We start from the raw sequence: 18842 nt of genomic DNA on the forward strand, positions 1-18842 counted from the left end.
ATGGATTTTTACTTCAACGAGTTTGAAAAACGTAAACCGCCGCAAGCAACGCCATATAGCTTACCGAGAGAGTTGCTTTATCAATACCTAGCAACCTGCAATATCTGCCTCGGGTTGTGGTATCTCATTTGGCGCTGGGGCTTTGCCTTAAACTATGACGCTATGTGGTTTTCACTGCCACTAGCCTTTGCCGAGTCATGTGCATTTATCGGTACAATCTTATTTACTTTTAATCTTTGGAAAACCAAAGACGAGCCACAACAAAGCCCACCAAACTCAATCAATCAATGTATTAAAGAGCCAATGGATGACAGACCTGTAAGTGTCGATATTCTATTTCCCACTTATGATGAAGAGCCAGAGCTTGTTGCTTTGAGCATTAAAGATGCCCTCAAAGTAACCTATCCACACGACATTGAAATCCGCATTTTCATTCTCGATGACGGAAAAAGACCAGAGATGGCACAACTGGCAGCCGATCTCAATGTTGAATACATTACTCGAGACAGTAATATTGGCTATAAGGCGGGTAACCTTAGGAACGCTTTAGAACAAACTTATGGCGACTTTATTGTGATCTGCGATGCCGATACTCGCCCCTTCCCGAGCATACTGTCTAATACCCTAGGTTATTTTAAAGATCCCGATGTTGCCTGGGTACAAACACCACAATGGTTCTTTGATCTCCCAGCTGGTGAGCGTTTACCTTTATGGCTCAAGCGTCGCCTAGGAACACCATTTGGCTGGCTCGGCAGTGCTTTTGAAAAACTCTATGGCCCGGTCACATTAGGCAAAGACCCATTCGCCAATGACCCACAAATGTTTTACGACGTCATTCAACGCAGGCGTAATTGGGCCAATGCATCATTTTGCTGCGGCGCCGGCTCGATTCACCGCCGTGAAGCCGTTATGGAGGCAGCGCTGCGTAGCTATAGTCAGCAAATTAGCCAAGAGCATGACGCGGTAGAAAAGCAAATTCGAAAACTGACTAAAGAAAAACAAGTCGATAGCAGTATCTCGAGTAATCTGCGCCAAGAGATTATTTTCGATACTGAATTTACCCCCTACAAATTCCACGTATCAGAAGATATTTATACCTCACTCATTCTACATAGCGATACTGAACGTCAATGGCGTTCTATCCAGCATCCACAGATAGAAAGCAAAATGCTTTCGCCACAAGATTTACAAAGCTGGACAGTACAAAGATTTAAATATTCTGGCGGCTCTATCGATATCTTTATGAATGATAACCCTTTATTTAAAAAAGGCATGAGCCTCAAGCAAAAATTAATGTATGGCGCGAGCTTTTGGTCCAACTTGTCCGCCATTTGGAATATCATTTTTCTTGCTTGCCCTATTGTTTATTTCCTCACAAGTATTGCCCCAGTCAGTGCTTACGACACCACTTTCTATTTGCACTTTTTACCTTTTGTGATCACTGCAGAACTGGCAATGATGGTCGGAACATGGGGCATTGCGGGGTATCAAGGTAAAACTAACTTTTTATCCTTTTTCCCCGTGAATTTAAAAGCTCTATGGACGGTATTGCGCGGCAAGAAGATCAGTTTTCCCACCACACCGAAAAATCGACAACAGGGACGTTTTTTACACTTAGTGATCCCACAGATTGCCGTCCTAGCATTAAGTGCTGCCAGCATGGGATTTGCCTGGTATGCCTATAGTGCACAGCTATTTGGTAACTACTCCCTCGGCGGCTTAATTTTAAATAGTTTTTGGGCCCTAAATAACATGATGGCGATGTGGGGAATGATCGCCGCAGCTTGCTGGTCGCCACCAGCGTCCAATGAACCCAGCCAAGTAAACGTAGAGGAGTTAAATTATGGAATCGACTAGCTCATGGGTTAAAGCGCGCCACCACATTGTATTTTTAGCAGGCCTTTTTACCGCTTTAGTCATTGCATTTACGATTGAAACTCGTGAATACAATCAAGTGCTGGGTAACCTGTCGTTTACCCCAAGCGAGCCAATTCCATTTCGAGAAAACCGAGTATTAACCGATGAAGAATATCAATGGGCTAATATTGCATGGCAGTATTTTGAAAATAACTATCAGGACAACACCGGCTTAGTTAATTCTGTTGACGGTTATCCATCTACAACCATGTGGGATACGGCTTCATATTTAATGGCCCTAATTTCAGCCCATAGGCTTAATGTCATAGGCTTTGAGGAGTTTAGCCTTAAAACCGAAAAAGCCCTTAATTCACTCGCACGCCTGCCATTAGTAAGAGACGAACTCCCCAACAAAGCCTACAACACCCAAACATTAGCCATGGTTGACTACGACAATACCCCTGTAGAAGGCGGCATTGGCTGGTCGGCTATTGATATTGGCCGAATATTGGTGCCGATGAATATTTTAATCTGGCAGTACCCGCAGTTTAACCGTCAAGTGAATGCGGTATTAGCGCATTGGCAAATTACTGCCATGACCATAGATGGATACATGTATGGCTCAAGGCTCTCCGCTAGCAACACAATAGAGTTGGTGCAAGAGGGGCGTATTGGCTATGAAGAATATGCTTCTAAAGCATTGAGCTTAATGGGGCGCGATGTATTTAACGCCCTTAAATATGCTGACTACTTAAAACTTATCAACATTAACGGCGTAGATATTCCAACCGATAGCCGCGATCCTGCCAAGTATCATGCTCATAACTATGTTGTGAGTGAATCTTATATTCTCGACAGCATAGAATTTGGCGGTGACAGTATCTCTAAGGTATTTGCCTATCGTGTTTATAAAGCGCAAGAAGCGCGCTTTAAGCAACAAGGTATTCTTACAGCTGTAAGCGAAGACCACATAGACCAAGCCCCGTATTTTGTTTACAACACAGTGTTTTCAGACGGCAAAAAGTGGAACTCAATTACCGATACAGGCGAAGATGCCTCTGCTTATAAAACCCTTTCAACCAAAGCAGCCTTTGGCTGGTACTCGCTATACGACACCCCTTATGCAACCAAGTTAATCAACGGCGTCAACCAACTTAACTCCGACTCCGAAGGTTGGTATTCAGGCTTATATGAAAGTAATGGTGAAATAAATAAAACACTTACAGCAAACACCAACGGCATTGTTTTAGAGTCACTCGCCTATATCCAGAGTGGCTCTTTACTCAATATTGGTGTTGACGCTCAACAATAAAGGGGACTGTATGCGCTTAGTACCACTATTATGCTTAACATGCGCCCTGACAGCTTGCGGCAATAGCTATCAAGGCTTTTCAAATGACATAGTCAAACGACATAGCCACTGGGATACACCTGAACCGCGCTCAGGAGATCTCACCGAAAAAGAACTAGAAATGGCAACCATTGCCTGGAAGTACTTTGAAAATAACTATCAAGAATCCACAGGGCTGGTTAATGCGGTAAATAACTACCCATCAGTTACCTGGTGGGATGCATCATCTTACTTAGCTGGCATGGTGAGCGCATTAGAGTTTGGCATCATTAAGCGCGAAGAGTTTGATCGCCGCTTTACCAAATTTATTACCACTCTCAACACCATAGATCTGTTTATGGGTGAGCTGCCCAACAAAGCCTACAACACACAGAATGCAGCAAAAGTAGATTACGCTAACCAGCCTGGTGAGATTGGCTATTCTGCTTTAGATCTTGGGAGACTGCTTATCTGGCTGCACATCATTAAACATCGTTTCCCGCAATATGCCAGTGCTATCGACTCAGCGGTTTTGCGCTGGAACTTTTGCAATGTTATCGATGAAAACGGCACCATGTTTGGCGCGCTTCTAGAACCTGGCAAGCCAGTTCAGTACTTACAAGAAGGCCGCTTAGGCTATGAAGAGTATGCCGCTAAAGGATTCGAATTGTGGGGCTTTAATGCCGATCAGGCATTGATGCCTGAGCCTTACGCAACAATCAATATGTACGGCTATGATATCCCTTACGACACTCGAGACCCCCGCAAACTCAAAGCTCATAGTTATGTAGTGACCGAAAGTTATGTTTTAGATGGTATTGAACTTGGCTGGGACGTTACGAGTGATAGAACTGCTCACGATGACGATTATAGCCACGACTGGGTCGCTGATTTTGCGCTGCAAATCTATCGAGTTCAGGAAAAGCGTTATCACGAGACCGGCATTATTACCGCTCGTACTGAGCATCAATTAGCAGGCGCGCCCTACTTTGTTTACGACACCATTTATACCGACGGTTTTGCTTGGAATACCATTTCAGAAGCCGGAGAGTTCTTACCCCAATATGCGGCGGTAGCGATTAAAGGCGCCATGGGGATGTGGGTATTATGGGATACTGAGTATACCGATTTGCTATTTGAACATGTGAGTAATGTTTACGACCGAGAGAAAGGCTTTTACGAAGGTATTTATGAAAATGGCACAGGCTTAATCAATACTTTCACCTCAAACAATAACGGCATTTTACTAGAGATCTTACTCTACAAAAAACAAGGCAAGCTACTGCAATATCAAGATAAAACAGCACCAAGCCTTTGGGACAAAGCGCTCAATAATCCTTTTGAATATCAAAGCCAATGCTTACCTAAACAGTTAGCATCGCAATAAGGCCTTCTATGCACAGATATGGTGCGCTAGCGCTAATCGTTGTTTGTCTACAAGGCTGTGGTCTTATCTATCAAGGGGTGCAGTCAGGCGTTTCTGGGGTGAATCAGTCACAACTGCTTCGCCAGGGGCGCCATGGGGAGCTCAACGAGCAAGAGCTTGTGTGGGCCAATACTGCATGGCGTTATTTCAGCAATAATACCCAACTCGCTACCGGACTCGTTAATTCTATTGATAATTATCCCACTATGGATATGACCTCACTGGCAGACTATTTGATTGCATTGCAAGCCGCTAAACAGTTCGAGCTTATTTCATCACGAGAGCACGATGAGCGTCTCACCATGGCGATCGATTTTTTGGCAAACATGCCGCTCACTCGCCAAGGTGTGCCCAATAAAGTTTACTCCACCAGCAGTAGAGGCATGGTCGATTATGCCAATCAAAGTGCAGAACTCGGCTGGTCAGCTATCGATATAGGTCGCTTACTTATTTCGCTGGCGATAACCAAACAGAATAATCCCCAATTTGCCGAATACATAGATAAAGGCGTACTGAGATGGAATTTTTGTAGCCTTGTTTCTGAACAAGGTGAGCTATACGGCGGTAATATTTCTGGGGGCCAAGTTCACCCATACAAAGAGGGACGACTTGGTATAGAAGAGTATGCATCTTATGGCTACTTAGATTGGGGGATTATTCCCCATAGAAATATAAGCCTCGAACCCTATGAAGTGATTACTATCAATGGCATTGATCTACTCTTTGATGGCAGAGATCCGCGCTTTACCGATGTACTGAGACCTGTTTTTAGTACACCCTACCTGTGGCTAGGATTAGAATTTAATTGGGACGATATCGATGATCTCAGTTCATCCGATGCTTCTCATAGCAATGTTGGCTTAGCCGCAATGGCCGACTCTATTTATTTAGTGCAGCAAAGCAGATGGCAGCAAGAACGTATCTATACCGCTAGAGGTGAACACGTTGTCTCGGGTGAACCTTACTTTGTTTACGATGCAATTTACGCACTCGGTACCCCTTGGATAACGGTAGCTGAAGATGGCAGTAGCCATGATCAGCTGGCATTAGTTTCAACCCGAGTTGCATTTCAAATGTGGGCACTTTGGAAAACTGACTACACCGAAAAACTACTCACCTTAGTGCAAGAGATGTATCACCCTCAGCGCGGCTGGTATGAAGGGCGCTATGAACGCTCTAGTGCCTATGAAAAAAGCATTACCTTAAAAACTAATGCTGGAGTATTGGAAGCCTTGCTCTATAAGCAGGTAGGTAAGTTGTACCAGCCAAATAGCGACAAGCAATATCGTGACGTTCGCTTTAACTCGCGCTTTAATCATCCCGGAAAATGCCTAACGGAGACCTTCAAATGAGTAAACGTTATCGCTGGGCAATTACGCTAGTGAGTCTTAGTCTGCTCATTAGCCTTGCAGCCTATGCGCTGCCACAGCCACTTTCTCTTAAACCCTTTAGTAAAGGCAATTACCTCGTTAAAAAAGGTGCCTACGATCAAGCTGCTGCACATTGGCATCAGCTCAGTATCCAGTTTATGGGTAATTCACAAAACCTTTCTCCACAGCAAATGTGGCAAGGTGCTGGACTCGCGGCCTCTCTAGCAGCCATTGCTGCCGATAAAGCCCAAGATCCCATTGCTTACCAATATTGGGCTGACAGTACTCGATACCTGCTCACAGGTGGAACAAACTGGTCGCAGTTACAACAGCAATTACATCAGCGTTTTGAAACCGCTAACACCCAACTGTCAGTCGCGATGCAAGTGAATGACATAAATGCTGGTATAGATGCGTCACTGGATCTGGAGCTTAGCGTATTACAAGTATGGGATGACAAATTAGCCGTTTTTGAATTTATGTCTCCGCGACTTGGACTCAACCGTCTAGAGCAAAATAGCGATATAACGGCTGTAGTTGCTAACCCCTATTCGGCAGAACAAATCCAGCAAAACGCACAAAACAGTGGTGAAAAAAAACTATCAGGGCTCCAAACTAATGTATCGCAGACACCTGCTTTTACCATTGCGCCAGTTTTAGCAGAAGGCACGCTTACAAAACCTGTCGAGCAAGAAAATTTACCGCAACAACAAACAGAACAAGTTAACTCATCTGCCACAGAAATATCAGCTGCTGCACAACAAAGTCCAATGGCTAAAGGAAATCTGTTACCAACACAAAACCCTCAAGTTGAAGCAAAACAAAAACGCCAAATTGAGCCGATCCCAACTCAGGCAGAATCACAGCCAGCGAAAACAGACCAGCAAGAAAAGCCCTCAGAGAAAAACCGAAACTAATAGGCAATTTACACATGACAAATCGCCTAGAAACTTGCTGTTTTTTAAATCTATTACTAGCCTAATAGGTAACGGCTAGATTCTATTTCTAAATAGTTTTGCCGCCGTTTATCAGGAAGAGCAACACCATAGAAAGGACTCGTTATGATGACCCCCAGAGAAGATCTAGAGCAACTTTACCGCGCGGCAAGCAACCAGTTTGACCTAACCGAAGCTTCTCACCAAGAGGCGCTGCTAGAATTAGCAGACTCTTTACTCGATCTGCAACGAACTCCGCCAGAGCAGCTGATTTTGCTATCGCAAAAAGAGGACTGCCCACTAGCCTTTCAACTTGCTGTTAAGCTTGTGCTTTCAAGACAATATGCCGAACAAATTAAACAACCAATCACAGTGGGTGTCGTCTTTGCTATGTGGGGAGAACACCATAGATTATTGGGTAAATCCAGCAACAACCCTAACGGTGAAAACTCATTGCTAACCAAAGTCAATCAATTAGATTGGATCTGCCGCGACACCCCCATCGACTGGCGCTTATATCCAGTTGACGATGGCTGCCCTCACGCAAGTTTCGATATCGCTACTCGGATAGCCGAAAACTCGGCCCAAAGCGCTAAAATTCAGGTACTAAAACTCAGCGATGGCATTAAGCTTGAGCACGGCCCTTTGGCAAACCTGCAGCACGTTGATGACTCCAAAAAAGGCGGCGCGATTATTCACGGCTGTGTAAAAGCCTTAGAAGACAATGTCGATGCAGTGCTATATACCGATGCGGATAACTCAGTGCATATGGGGCAATTAGGCCTAATACTGCAGCCCTTTATTGAGCAACATGCACAAGTCGTACTGGGCAACCGAAAACATCCAATGTCAGTGTTGGTAAAACAAGAACAACGCTGGGGAGTAGGGATCAAGACTCTGCGCCATATGCAAAGAATGGTCGGTTCGAGTATCTTCTCTAAAGGCATTCACGATACACAAGCGGCCTATAAACTGTTTAGCCGTGAAGCACTTTTTTGCATTTTAGCTAAACCAAGCGTATTTGATTTTTCATTCGATACTGATTGGATTCTGGCGGCTATGCAGCACAACCTAAAAATAGATACTATCCCCTTTGCTTTTGTTGATTCAGCAGCAGAATCAGCCTCTATCACTCAAGGGCCCATGAGCACTTGGTTAACCTTGTTACAGGGGCTCGTTACCGCCCTAAGAGCCAGAAATATTTATTACAGTAAAGAGATGGCACAAGTGATTGATGAGCATGTTAGAACTGCTGAAGATCTTGAATTAATCATAGATACGCTACCCGATGAATTACTGAATGCCAAAGACTGCGAGCTTGGCAATGAGGCCTTAATGACCCCACTGGCATTATCCACTTGGTTAGCCAAGGTCAAAGCGGCGCCATTTGAGTCCAGCTTATAACCTCAACAAGTACATTGGATGTAGCCAAGCAAGGAAGCGAGTGATGATAAAAATTGAAGAACTTAAGGCAATATGCGGTGATGATGACTCTATGGTGGAAATGCTGCTAAACCTATACATGGAAGAATATGGTCAATGCGATAGTGTCATTCAACAAAGGTACATGAGTGACGATCTCGATGGTTTATTCAAAATATCCCATGAATTAAAAGGTATGTTTAGCAATCTCTGTGCGCAAGATGCTATGACTTTAGCCCAAATCGTAGAGTCTAGCTCACAAGCAGGTACATTACCGGAAGAGAGCGCCATCAAAGATCTATGCCAAGAAATTCGTGCAATTAATCAGCAAATCAACACTATATTAGTCTAAGTAATGGTTCAGTGATGGCATGCCCAAAACTCACCACTCAAGCTATTGCTTCTTCATTTTACTGTTCGCGGCACTAATAAATACTTGTGCCGCGGCTTCAGCTCCTGAGTTGCCCGCCCAACCACAAAGCATTTCACGTAATTTACAACATACAAAAGACTCACCCCCAGTAATCATCCACTTTCAACGCCGAGCGGTGATCCCGAAGGTTAGTCATGACTCAGAATTAGTCACTCAAGCTGACCAAACGAACCAGACTAAACAAGTATCCGCGAAAATTACCCCAACAGCGACAGAGCTAAACCCAACTAAGCACACAGCCGTTATTGAGTTAACTCGCCATGAAAAATTACTCATCAATAAAGCCAAACGCTATTTTGATAGAAACTGGAATGCGACTACAGGTTTGATTGATTCAGTACAAGGCTACACTCACGCAACCATGTGGGATGTCGCTAGTGGTATCGGCGGATTATTAGCGCTTGAAGCACTATCTGAAAACTCGCAACAACTCACGGAATTCAGGCTCGAAAAAATGCTCGATACGCTACTCGAGTTGCCGCTATATAAAGCGACCTTACCCAATAGACAATATAATACTCGTACAGCTCAGCCCTCAGGCAGAATGAGTCAAACAGCTGCTAATGGTAATGGCTGGTCTGCACTAGACTTAGGCAGGCTGTATATTTGGCTGGAAATACTCAAGCGCCACAAACCTTTTCTGGCCAATAAAATACACCAACTCAAATCTAAGTGGTTGCTTGAGCGTGCTACTCACAAGGGCAACTTATACGGCACTAAGCTGACCTCTAAAAAAGAATACTTTCGCCAAGAAGGCCGTTTAGGCTATTTACAATATGCTGCAACCGGCTACCAACTTGCGGGCCTAAATGTTGCTACCGCTTTTGAATGTGACAAACTCGAAACCACTGAATTGGATGGTATTAAGCTGCTTATTGATAAAGGCAATTTACCCTTTTTCACTTTAGACCCTTACCTACTCTACGCCATAGAAATAGGCTATGAGGAATCATGCTGGAATCAGCTTTTATCTCTATATCAATTGCATAAACAAAATGCGCAAACGACTAGCAAACTCTCAGCCTACGCTGAAGACTCGTTAAACAAAGCACCTTGGTTTTTATACAACAATATCACTTACCAAGGTAAGCCTTGGCAAAGTGTATCTCACTCAGGCAAAGCTGTTAGTTACCCACAAACCTTTAGCAATAAAGCGGCATTTGCTATGAGCGTTCTTTTTGATGAAGCCTATAGCCAACAGCTTGCCGAACTCGTTATTAGTAATAGCGCTCGTCATAACGTTATCCCAACTGGCCTTTATGCCAACGGTAAAACAAATACCGCCTATAATATAAATACTAACTCACTGATCTTAGTCAGTCTTTGGTATAAATCTCGCGCCCAGCGGGCAATTCTCCCCTCCTTGGGGCAACGAGAGACTAAACAAGAAACTACGGCTATATCAGCCATAAACCATTAAAAAATAATATGGCAGTAGCAGCCACAATCACTGCAAGATACACAGTATATAATCATTTATAGGGAGCGCAGGCAGCAAGCGCATTCAGGCAAGGAAGCAGATTGACTCAACGTTTAATGTGGAAAAACAGTAGCAATACTAAAGTTGTTACCTTGCTAGGTATCAGTTCTCTGCTCACATTTTCGAGCAGCGCCGCTGAGCACCAAACTCAAATGGCTAAACATGCTCCTAAGAGTAATCCTGCAGCCATTATCAATACGCCTCCAACACCTACCACAGATAATCCAAGTGAGAGCGAAGCTGAGCTAGTTTGGAAAGGGATAAGTAGTTCGTTTATGCTGCCTATCGAAGAATGGGATGCAGATATACCTTGGTACAAGCGATGGAGTGCTAGCATCAACCTAGGCTATCCGTTAGTAGACACGCCGGCAGTATTACCCGCAAACTCGACCACAGGACCAAGTAATCAAAACTTCACCGCTAGCCTGTCATTAAAATATGCCATCATAGGTAATTGGTTTGTTTCAGCCACCGCTTATCACTATTTTGATAAAGATCTGCAGCAAGCGTGGAACCCGGACTTTACCTATGTGTTTGGTTATAGCGACTGGCGACCATATACATTTAGCCTGCTCTACTCAAATTACGGTGGTAACCGCTTCAACCCAAGCGATGGAGTTAAGCGCACAAAGTTCTCGCAAGGAACTTGGTCATTAGGTTGGAAGTTTCCTGTGACTAAACCCTTTATTGACTGGCTATCGTTTACTGATGATGGCGCTATTGGCTGCCAAATTGATTATAACTACACGCCTGAGTATTTCGATTTAGAAAGTGTTGAATATAAAACGCAACATCAAACCGTTAGTTTAGGTTGTAAGTATTCCATTGTCGGGAATTGGTATGTCAACGCGACGGCATTTTATTATTTAGATAGTGCGCAGAAACAGCCCTGGAACCCCGACTTTACTTATGGCTTTGGCTACTTTGACTGGCGCCCAGGCACGATTACTGTGCAATACAATAACTACTCAGGTAATCGCTGGAATAGTGCAGATAGAGGACCTGATACCGGCCGCTTTAAAGATGGATCCATCAGCATTAGTTACTCATTCAAGTTCTAACACTCCACTCGCTAGCAATCTAGATTATCATTTCAAACGATTAAATATCTTTTGCTGGCAGTTAGGACAAAAATAAGAATGCCGATGGATCTTAGCGTGGCACTCTGGACAAGGAAGCTTTCGGCGGTCTTTACTGAATAAAAGTAATAACACGCCAATTGGTCCCAATACATAACCTAATAGCGCCCCTGCTACAACATTGCCCTTGCTATAACCAATAACGGTTGAGAGCACTAGCATTGCCAAGTAAAAAACTAGCCAAAATAGAATGTTATCCATAATCAAAATACAAAATTGATGCTGAGGGTCACTAAATCAACATCTGAGCTTTCATCGTATTCAAGGGGCGATGTAATAAATTGCCCCCGATTTCCCTCCTCGCTGGAGAAGACCATTTGGTACTCTAAATTTAACGAAATGGTGGATGTCGCATCGTATCTAACGCCCGCAGTTACCCCTTTACTCTTGCGGGACTGATGACTTTCGGCGTAGGTTAAATAAGGAGAGAAATCATCAAAGGTATAGATCATAGAGGCATACCAATTAGCTTGAATACGATCAACCTCAACCTCTGCCATCCATAACCATGACTCATAACTGTATTCCGCACCTAAGGTGTAAATATCAAGTTTTTCAGTTACAGGAAAGGGGCGTTGAGTATATTTAACTTGCATATAGCCACTGTGAACTCGGTAATTGAAGCCAACTAAATCCACATACATTCCGGCCATATATTCGGTATCAAACTCTAACTTTAGATTACCTAAATCCACTTCATTTAAGCGTTCAAATCCATAATAAGGTGACACGGTTAGCTGCAAACCATCAGATAACTCGTAGTTCCAAGCGAGTGATAAACCATCGTATGAAGTGAAGCCCAAAATACTGTCATAAACTTCTTGTGGCGGGCGAGCCCAAGGATAAGCTTGTCCCACATAATAGTACTCAGAGGCTAAAAATAGTGGCAACCTCAATCGCCCTGCTCTTACCTCAAACTCATTGTGCTCATAAGATAGGTAAGCCCATTCAAGCTCAGGATCACTCCATTTATCTTGAGTGCGTTTAACCACTTGGCCAGAGGCCGCAAAACCATCAAAAATATCCACATCTAACTGCAAACCAAAAACCGTATCGCAGTCATAGCAAGCTTCATCAGTAATTTCGCGACTGATGAATAATGGCGTGCGATTGTCAGTTTTACTGATTGCAGTAGAGCCAAAACCACTTAGGTTAATATTATCGGTGAGCTCAATAGCAGCCATTGCAGGGCTAAGCAGCAACATAGGTAAAGCAAAAGCGGCAATTCGACGAAATAACATGACTACTCTCCCTGTGGCACGGTTATTAATATGTTCACTTCTTCAGGTACTGACTCAATAGGCGCATAAGCAATGCCATTAGGATTATCGTTTAACCATTTTAAAATTTGCTTGATATCGTCACTATCTAGTTCTTCAGGTGGGGAGCCCTTGCCAGAAAAAGCCAGCCCAGCCCAATAGCCATTCATTTGAGAAACGGACTTACCTAATAACATTTTATAGAAGTCTTCACGATGAATAGACGCCTCGGGCAAATCGACCAAAACGATCTTTAAACTACCTGAGATCCGCTTTGATTTTCCGCGATAAAGCATACGTGCTTTGCTTTTACTTAACGGTGGCAAATCATTGTTTAAACTGAAAACTGCAAATTCGACATCACCATTTTCAGCAACAACGGCTGACGCGTTAACTGAGGCGAAAAGGAATAGAAGTACGACAAAAAACGAGCGGCATAGCAGCCGTATTAGCCTGTTTAGTCCCTTAAACATTAAAAACCCTCAGTCCTAGATAGTTTTGTACTATGCTGAATATAGTAAAGCCTTGTTTAAACCACAAGATAACCGCTAACTTGTTCAATTCATGGAGCAGAAATGAACTTATTGAACCATTTTTCAATAAAAACACGGATGTTGGCGCTTGTCCTTTTGCCTCTTATCTTCGCCTCGTTTTTATCTGGCTTAGAAATCAAAGCCCAAAGAAGCCATGTTCAGCAATTAAATACAGTCAATCATAAAATCGACTTTCTGCAATCATTATCAAATTTAAATAACAACATTAACCAAGCGAGAGAGGAGCTATTTAGACTTGGTGTTAATGTCGATTTCAACCAATTAAATGCAGCGATTAAAGATGTAGAGCAGCAGTTACCAAAAGCTTTTACACCTCAGTATGCTGCAGAGATGCAATCTTGGCTTGAAAGTATGACTAGTGCCACAGGTGAGCTTGCTGAAGTTGATGCCTTGGGGCTAAATGATTGGTCTGTTTGGATCAATGAACTACAAGTTCAAGCCATTAATACCTTAGAGAAAGATCGCTCAGACGTTAGTGAAGAAATTACTCGTGAACTCGCCATCTTATATCAGCTGCAATGGCTTTCATTATGGTCAACCGAAGAAAAATGGTTAATTAATCAATTACTATTAAATCGCAACAGCAGTGAATTACTCAACCAACTTAATACCATCACCGAACGTCAGCAGCTTTATGTTGAAAGGTTTATTGATATCAACGCCAAACCAGAGCAAGTATCACTACTGCTCAACACCTTTTCTGATAAAGCATTCGAACAAAGTTACCAGCTTAGGAGCCATATTTTAAATGGCGATACCTTAGCTGAAGATCCACAACAAAGTCTGGCAGCCTTTGCCCAGCGCCTAAGCTCGATACAATTTGTTGTTGGGACTTTTTCTAGCCAATTAACGAACAATATTCACAACGAAATCGAGCAATCAAAAAACCTAATTCTGTTATTTTGCGCAGCACTGTTCATTTCACTGTTAATCATTGGCTTGATAGGCGCCAACTTATATGGCCGTATCATCAACTACTTACGTCATGTCATAAAAACCATGTCGCAAATTGAAGAAACCCATGATTACTCGAAAAAAATCAATGAAAGTGGCCATGATGAACTAAGCCTGTTTTCCAACAAACTTAATAACCTGATTAACGAGCGCCATCAAAATGAGCAAAAGATTCTTCGAGCAAAGTCCGAAGCAGAAAAAGCCAACCAAGCTAAAAGTTCATTCTTGGCCAATATGTCTCATGAAATTAGAACCCCACTAAACGGTATTATTGGTATGTCAGATATTATGGCTGGCACTAAGCTAACAGCCATTCAAAATGAATATCTGCAAACCATTGAAACCTCATCGCAAACCTTATTGCTATTAATTAACGACATCCTCGATTTATCAAAAATCGAATCTGGAAATCTGTCTATCACCAATACGGATGCCAATATTACCGAGGTAATTTACGACACTTTAACCATAGTGCTGGCAAAAGTTGCAGAGAAAAATCTCACTTTAGAAGTGGAAATTGACGATGAAATCCCTTACCTGATCTCGCTCGACGAACATCGTATGCGACAGGTGTTAATGAACTTATTCTCCAATGCAGTCAAATTCACTAACGAAGGTAGTATCAAAGTCGTAGCTAAATGCACTAAAGACACTGCTGGCTATATTGATATGCAAATAAGCATTCACGACACTGGAATAGGGATTGCCAAAGAGAAACAAGAGCAAATATTCTCTCCTTTCACCCAAGAGGATGACACTATTACGCGCCAATTTGGCGGCACCGGCCTAGGATTGGCAATTTGTAAGCAGTTAGTCGAGTTAATGGGCGGAACGATTAGCATCAGCTCAGTTAAAGGTGAAGGATGTTGCTTTACCATCGCGCTAAAGTCACAAATCATCACTATGGAAAAACCTACTTCGAATCAATTCGAAGGGTTAACTGCAGCGCTTATCTCTAATAATTCTCAGTTAAATCAGCTGCTAGACAAAGAGTGTCAACAGCAAGGATTCAACCTCAATTATCACTACCAATCATGTTTTGACTTGCTCCAAGATAAGCAAACATTCGATTTACTGTTTGTAGATAGCTCATGCTCAACCAGAGATGCTATTAGCACTTTGCCTGAATTACTGCAGCAAAAGAATATTTTCACCATTGCGGTAAACACGCCTACAGAAAAACGAACTCAAGACAATATGGATGCGACTATTACTCTGCCACTGCTGGGTAACCGCTTTAAAAACGCAATTCACAATGGTATTGAACGCCGTGACTTACGCCTAAAACAACATTGTGCAACATCAGATAATAGCGGTAAAAATAGCAATGAAACGGACAAAGTTAATGTGGTTATTTTGATCGTTGAAGATAATCTAGTGAATCAAAAGGTCGCATCATTACTGATCAAGCAAGCAGGCTTTGATTTTATCATCGCCAATAATGGCCAAGAGGCCTATGAATTTATCAGCACAGGAGAAGCAATTCACGCCATCTTGATGGACTGCATGATGCCAGTTATGGATGGGTTCACTGCAACCGAGAAAATTAGAGCCTGGGAAAGTGACAACTCGCAGCAACGCTTACCTATCATTGCCCTAACAGCAAGTGTGCTCGATCAAGATATTCAAAAATGCTATCAGTCAGGTATGGACGACTACCTTGCTAAGCCATTTAAAAAAGAAGCCTTACTGCACAAGCTAAGAACAATTCCCAAACTGGCCAGCTAGTAAACTAAGCAAGTTTATTACTTACTTCTACACTAAGAGAACGGTGGCAATAATAAGTTGCCACTTACTCTCAGAAAAGGTTAGAAGTTATTATTCAAAGTCGTCTATTTATTCAACACTTGCATCTCATCTAGTAATCAGTTGAAATAAAGTTACATGAATGAGTTTAATGAGCTTTTTTCACAAGGTTATTGGTGGATCTCTTTGCTTGGCGGTATTCACTGCTTAGGCCTAGGTTTATATATCCGCTATATTTACAGTGAGCGCAGTGGTAATCATAAAATCCTCGGTGCGATTTTTAGCTTAATGGCACTGTATTTTTTTACCGGTTTGCTCACCAACAGCAACGCCCCAGCGCCTCTCCAGCTATTGTTTATTTTAATCATTCCCGTCTATTTTTTGTTGATGCCACTGCTTTACCTGTATTGTGATCGCAGCTTAAATGACATTGAGCAGCCCATTGGATTCTCAGCTCATTTTTATTCCGCTATTCTAGTCGCAATATTAGTCATATTTACCGCGGCTTTCCGGCTGCTATTTGGTCACAACTGGCCACTATTCGAATTAGCACATTTATCAAAACTGACAGACTTACATCTGCTTAGCCTATTGCTTCCTGCACTGCTTTTCATTCAAACTGCGCTTTACTTTTTTTACATCATTAAGATGTTGAGCCGCTATCCAGGGCGAACTTCCAGAGTACATCAGGACTCATTAAAAGATATCAAGTTTCGCTGGTTACTGGTGCTAACACTTGCACTAATGAGTAACTGGTTACTGAGAGCCTTACTTATCATTATCCCTTTCTATATCGACGACCAAGTATTTATCGTTAACCAAGCCGCGACAACGTTAATACTGTTATTAACCATTTATTTATTGGCAATATACGGTTTAAAACAGATCACTCGCGCTGCATTTTTACGTGGAAAATTAGCTCAACAACCTAAAAAGCCAATGCAGGCAAGCCAGCAACTACTTAGCTCTGAAGAACTAGCCTATTTGCAGCAATTAATGCAAGAAGATGAACAGAAAAAAGAAAAGCAACTCAAAGAAGACTAGCCGTAATCTTTGCAAAGATTACGGTGTGATAATACTGTAACGGCTTAAGCTCGACAGCCTCGTAAGAAAATGCTGATAGCTTGCACTGAATATTGCTGGATCTCATTTTGAGAGGGAACCCCCAAGCCAAGTACCACATCTTGGTAATAATCACCACGTAGCAGGCCTATTAACTGGCTAGCCGCTTGATCTGGATTATCAATATTCAGCTTCCCAAGAGTGGTTTGTAACTTTAAGAAGTCACTCAACATTTGATAAAAACGGTGCGGCCCCCGTGATAAGAAAAAGTCCACCAGCTCTTTGTCACGACGCGATTCAGTGACAATTATTCGATAGATATCGATAATCGGTTGGGAGCACAAAGCCTTTAAATATTCATAACCAAACTGGTTAAGTTGCTCAGCTAAATCCGCCTTAGCATCAAATTGAAAAGCACTACCTACCTGCTCAGTACAGCGAGTCACTACCTGGATCAAAATCCCACGCTTACAGCCAAAATAACTGTAAAGGGTCTGTTTTGACCCACCACACACCTCAATAATTTGATCTAAACTCGTTTCGGCATAGCCCTGCTCAAAAAAAAGTTGCGTCGCGACATCGATAATTTTCTGTTGTTTCTTTAGCGTAGATGGGCGCATTTAGGTACCTCTCCTGTATCGGCCTAATTAGAACAGGTCTGTGTTATTCATGCAATTTCAGCCAAGCGAGTAATAAGCGCGCTGAGCGTTTATTGGCGATCCCAAGCGATCTTTTTATCGCTTTGGTTAAAATTTAACTTGATCTAGTTATAACAAATAACTTATCGTACCGTCCAGTACAGTACGATAAGTTGTGAGATATTATGAATTCCAAAGCAAAAGCCACAGTGATGACCCTTGCATTCGTTGCCATACTAGGCATGACGTTCAACACTTTTGTCACTAATGGAGATACCGAAAAAACCAATAACGCCTATATTCATGGCGAGATCACCCCGATCAGCGCCGAAGCGTCAGGCCGTATAACTAAGATATTGGTTACAGATAACCAAATAGTTAAAGCCGGCGAACTGTTGGCCGTCATCGATCCTCGGGATTATATTGCCCGTCTAGATCAAGCTAAGGCCACCTTAGCCATGGTAACTGCATCGCTGGACAGCAATAAAAGCCGCGCCGTTTTACAGCACGTCAATATTGATGAAACAGCCGCGCATCTGGAGGTCGCCAAAGCAAGCTATGACTTTGAGCAGAAAGAACTCATTCGCTATGCAAAATTGGTCAAAACCGATGCGGTCAGCAAGACTCAGCACGACGCACAAACCAATAAAACCCGCATTGCCAGTGCCAATTTGCAAGCAGCCAAGTTTAAGTTATCGGCTGCCAAGCAGCAGCTGATCAACCTAGAAACTGAGCGCACTCAAATACTGGCTCAGCAACAACAAGCACAAGCCAGTTTGTTGCTCGCCGAGCTTGCATTACAAGATACTCAAATTTTGGCGCCTATCTCTGGCCGTATCGGTAACCGATCCCTGCAACTTGGTAAATTTGTTAACGCTGGCTCTGGCGTATTAGCCATAGTACCCACCGATGAGTTATGGCTAGAAGCCAACTTTAAAGAAACTCAACTAACCCATATTCAGCCGGGGCAAACCGTTGATGTAGTGCTGGATATGTTTCCAGACGCACCGCTTAAAGGCACAGTCAGCAGCACCTCGCCATCAACCGGAGCGCAGTTCAGCTTATTACCACCTGATAATGCTACCGGCAACTTCGTTAAGGTCGTGCAGCGAGTCCCAGTTAAAATCAGCTTAACGATTCCTAAAGCCCTTAAAGGTCGGATCGTACCTGGACTGTCTGCAGAAGTGAGTATTAACACTGGTAGTAATAGTTAGTCTTATTAGCCCTTAGTGCTCGC

The 18842-nt window shown here is 42.9% G+C and carries 15 protein-coding genes; 12 read left to right on the top strand and 3 right to left on the bottom strand.

The genetic code is table 11. From position 1 onward, the window contains the following. From MSG37_RS15150 to MSG37_RS15190, 9 genes are all read left to right on the top strand, one after another. The gene (locus MSG37_RS15150) at window positions 1-1857 is read left to right on the top strand and encodes a cellulose synthase catalytic subunit (protein ID WP_248471491.1); all 1857 of its coding nucleotides are present in this window, start codon (window positions 1-3) and stop codon (window positions 1855-1857) included. Further along, the gene (locus MSG37_RS15155) at window positions 1844-3169 is read left to right on the top strand and encodes a DUF3131 domain-containing protein (protein WP_248471492.1); all 1326 of its coding nucleotides are present in this window, start codon (window positions 1844-1846) and stop codon (window positions 3167-3169) included. The genes MSG37_RS15150 and MSG37_RS15155 overlap by 14 nt, the downstream gene beginning before the upstream one ends. A gap of 10 nt (window positions 3170-3179) precedes the next feature. After that, the gene (locus MSG37_RS15160; protein ID WP_248471493.1) at window positions 3180-4574 is read left to right on the top strand and encodes a DUF3131 domain-containing protein; all 1395 of its coding nucleotides are present in this window, start codon (window positions 3180-3182) and stop codon (window positions 4572-4574) included. A gap of 8 nt (window positions 4575-4582) precedes the next feature. Then, a complete protein-coding gene (locus tag MSG37_RS15165) occupies window positions 4583-5965 on the top strand; it encodes a DUF3131 domain-containing protein (RefSeq protein ID WP_248471494.1) in 1383 nt (460 codons plus the stop codon). Beyond that, window positions 5962-6900 carry a hypothetical protein gene (locus MSG37_RS15170; protein WP_248471495.1) on the top strand — a complete coding sequence of 313 codons (939 nt, stop codon included), beginning with the start codon at window positions 5962-5964 and terminating at the stop codon, window positions 6898-6900. The genes MSG37_RS15165 and MSG37_RS15170 overlap by 4 nt, the downstream gene beginning before the upstream one ends. A 144-nt stretch (window positions 6901-7044) precedes the next feature. Further along, window positions 7045-8322, top strand: a complete 1278-nt coding sequence (locus MSG37_RS15175; RefSeq protein ID WP_248471496.1) for a glycosyltransferase — start codon at window positions 7045-7047, stop codon at window positions 8320-8322. Between the two features lie 43 nt (window positions 8323-8365). Further along, complete coding sequence (locus MSG37_RS15180; protein ID WP_248471497.1) at window positions 8366-8692, top strand: Hpt domain-containing protein; 327 nt, start codon at window positions 8366-8368, stop codon at window positions 8690-8692. 19 nt (window positions 8693-8711) lie between these two features. Beyond that, window positions 8712-10193, top strand: coding sequence for a DUF3131 domain-containing protein (locus MSG37_RS15185; protein WP_248471498.1), 1482 nt, complete (start codon window positions 8712-8714; stop codon window positions 10191-10193). 101 nt (window positions 10194-10294) lie between these two features. Beyond that, window positions 10295-11314: a hypothetical protein gene (locus tag MSG37_RS15190; protein ID WP_248471499.1), complete on the top strand. Its 1020-nt coding sequence runs from the start codon at window positions 10295-10297 to the stop codon at window positions 11312-11314. Between the two features lie 281 nt (window positions 11315-11595). On the opposite strand, the gene MSG37_RS15195 is transcribed toward MSG37_RS15190, so the two are convergent. Both MSG37_RS15195 and MSG37_RS15200 read right to left on the bottom strand, forming a co-directional pair. Continuing rightward, on the bottom strand, window positions 11596-12633 hold the full coding sequence (locus MSG37_RS15195; RefSeq protein ID WP_248471500.1) for a porin: 1038 nt from the start codon (window positions 12631-12633) through the stop codon (window positions 11596-11598). Window positions 12634-12635: 2 nt separating this feature from the next. Then, window positions 12636-13124: a hypothetical protein gene (locus tag MSG37_RS15200; protein WP_248471501.1), complete on the bottom strand. Its 489-nt coding sequence runs from the start codon at window positions 13122-13124 to the stop codon at window positions 12636-12638. Window positions 13125-13226: 102 nt separating this feature from the next. On the opposite strand from MSG37_RS15200, the gene MSG37_RS15205 reads away from it, so the two are divergent. Further along, window positions 13227-15887 (top strand): ATP-binding protein, encoded by a 2661-nt coding sequence (locus MSG37_RS15205; RefSeq protein WP_248471502.1) that lies wholly within the window; start codon window positions 13227-13229, stop codon window positions 15885-15887. 156 nt (window positions 15888-16043) lie between these two features. Further along, on the top strand, window positions 16044-16949 hold the full coding sequence (locus MSG37_RS15210) for a hypothetical protein (protein ID WP_248471503.1): 906 nt from the start codon (window positions 16044-16046) through the stop codon (window positions 16947-16949). Between the two features lie 44 nt (window positions 16950-16993). On the opposite strand, the gene MSG37_RS15215 is transcribed toward MSG37_RS15210, so the two are convergent. Then, complete coding sequence (locus tag MSG37_RS15215) at window positions 16994-17587, bottom strand: TetR/AcrR family transcriptional regulator (protein ID WP_248471504.1); 594 nt, start codon at window positions 17585-17587, stop codon at window positions 16994-16996. Window positions 17588-17790: 203 nt separating this feature from the next. Between MSG37_RS15215 and MSG37_RS15220 the strand changes: the two genes are divergently transcribed. Then, window positions 17791-18819: an HlyD family secretion protein gene (locus MSG37_RS15220; RefSeq protein WP_248471505.1), complete on the top strand. Its 1029-nt coding sequence runs from the start codon at window positions 17791-17793 to the stop codon at window positions 18817-18819. Window positions 18820-18842: the final 23 nt, after the last annotated feature.

Source organism: Shewanella sp. 1CM18E (assembly GCF_023161665.1).
Lineage (GTDB): Bacteria > Pseudomonadota > Gammaproteobacteria > Enterobacterales > Shewanellaceae > Shewanella.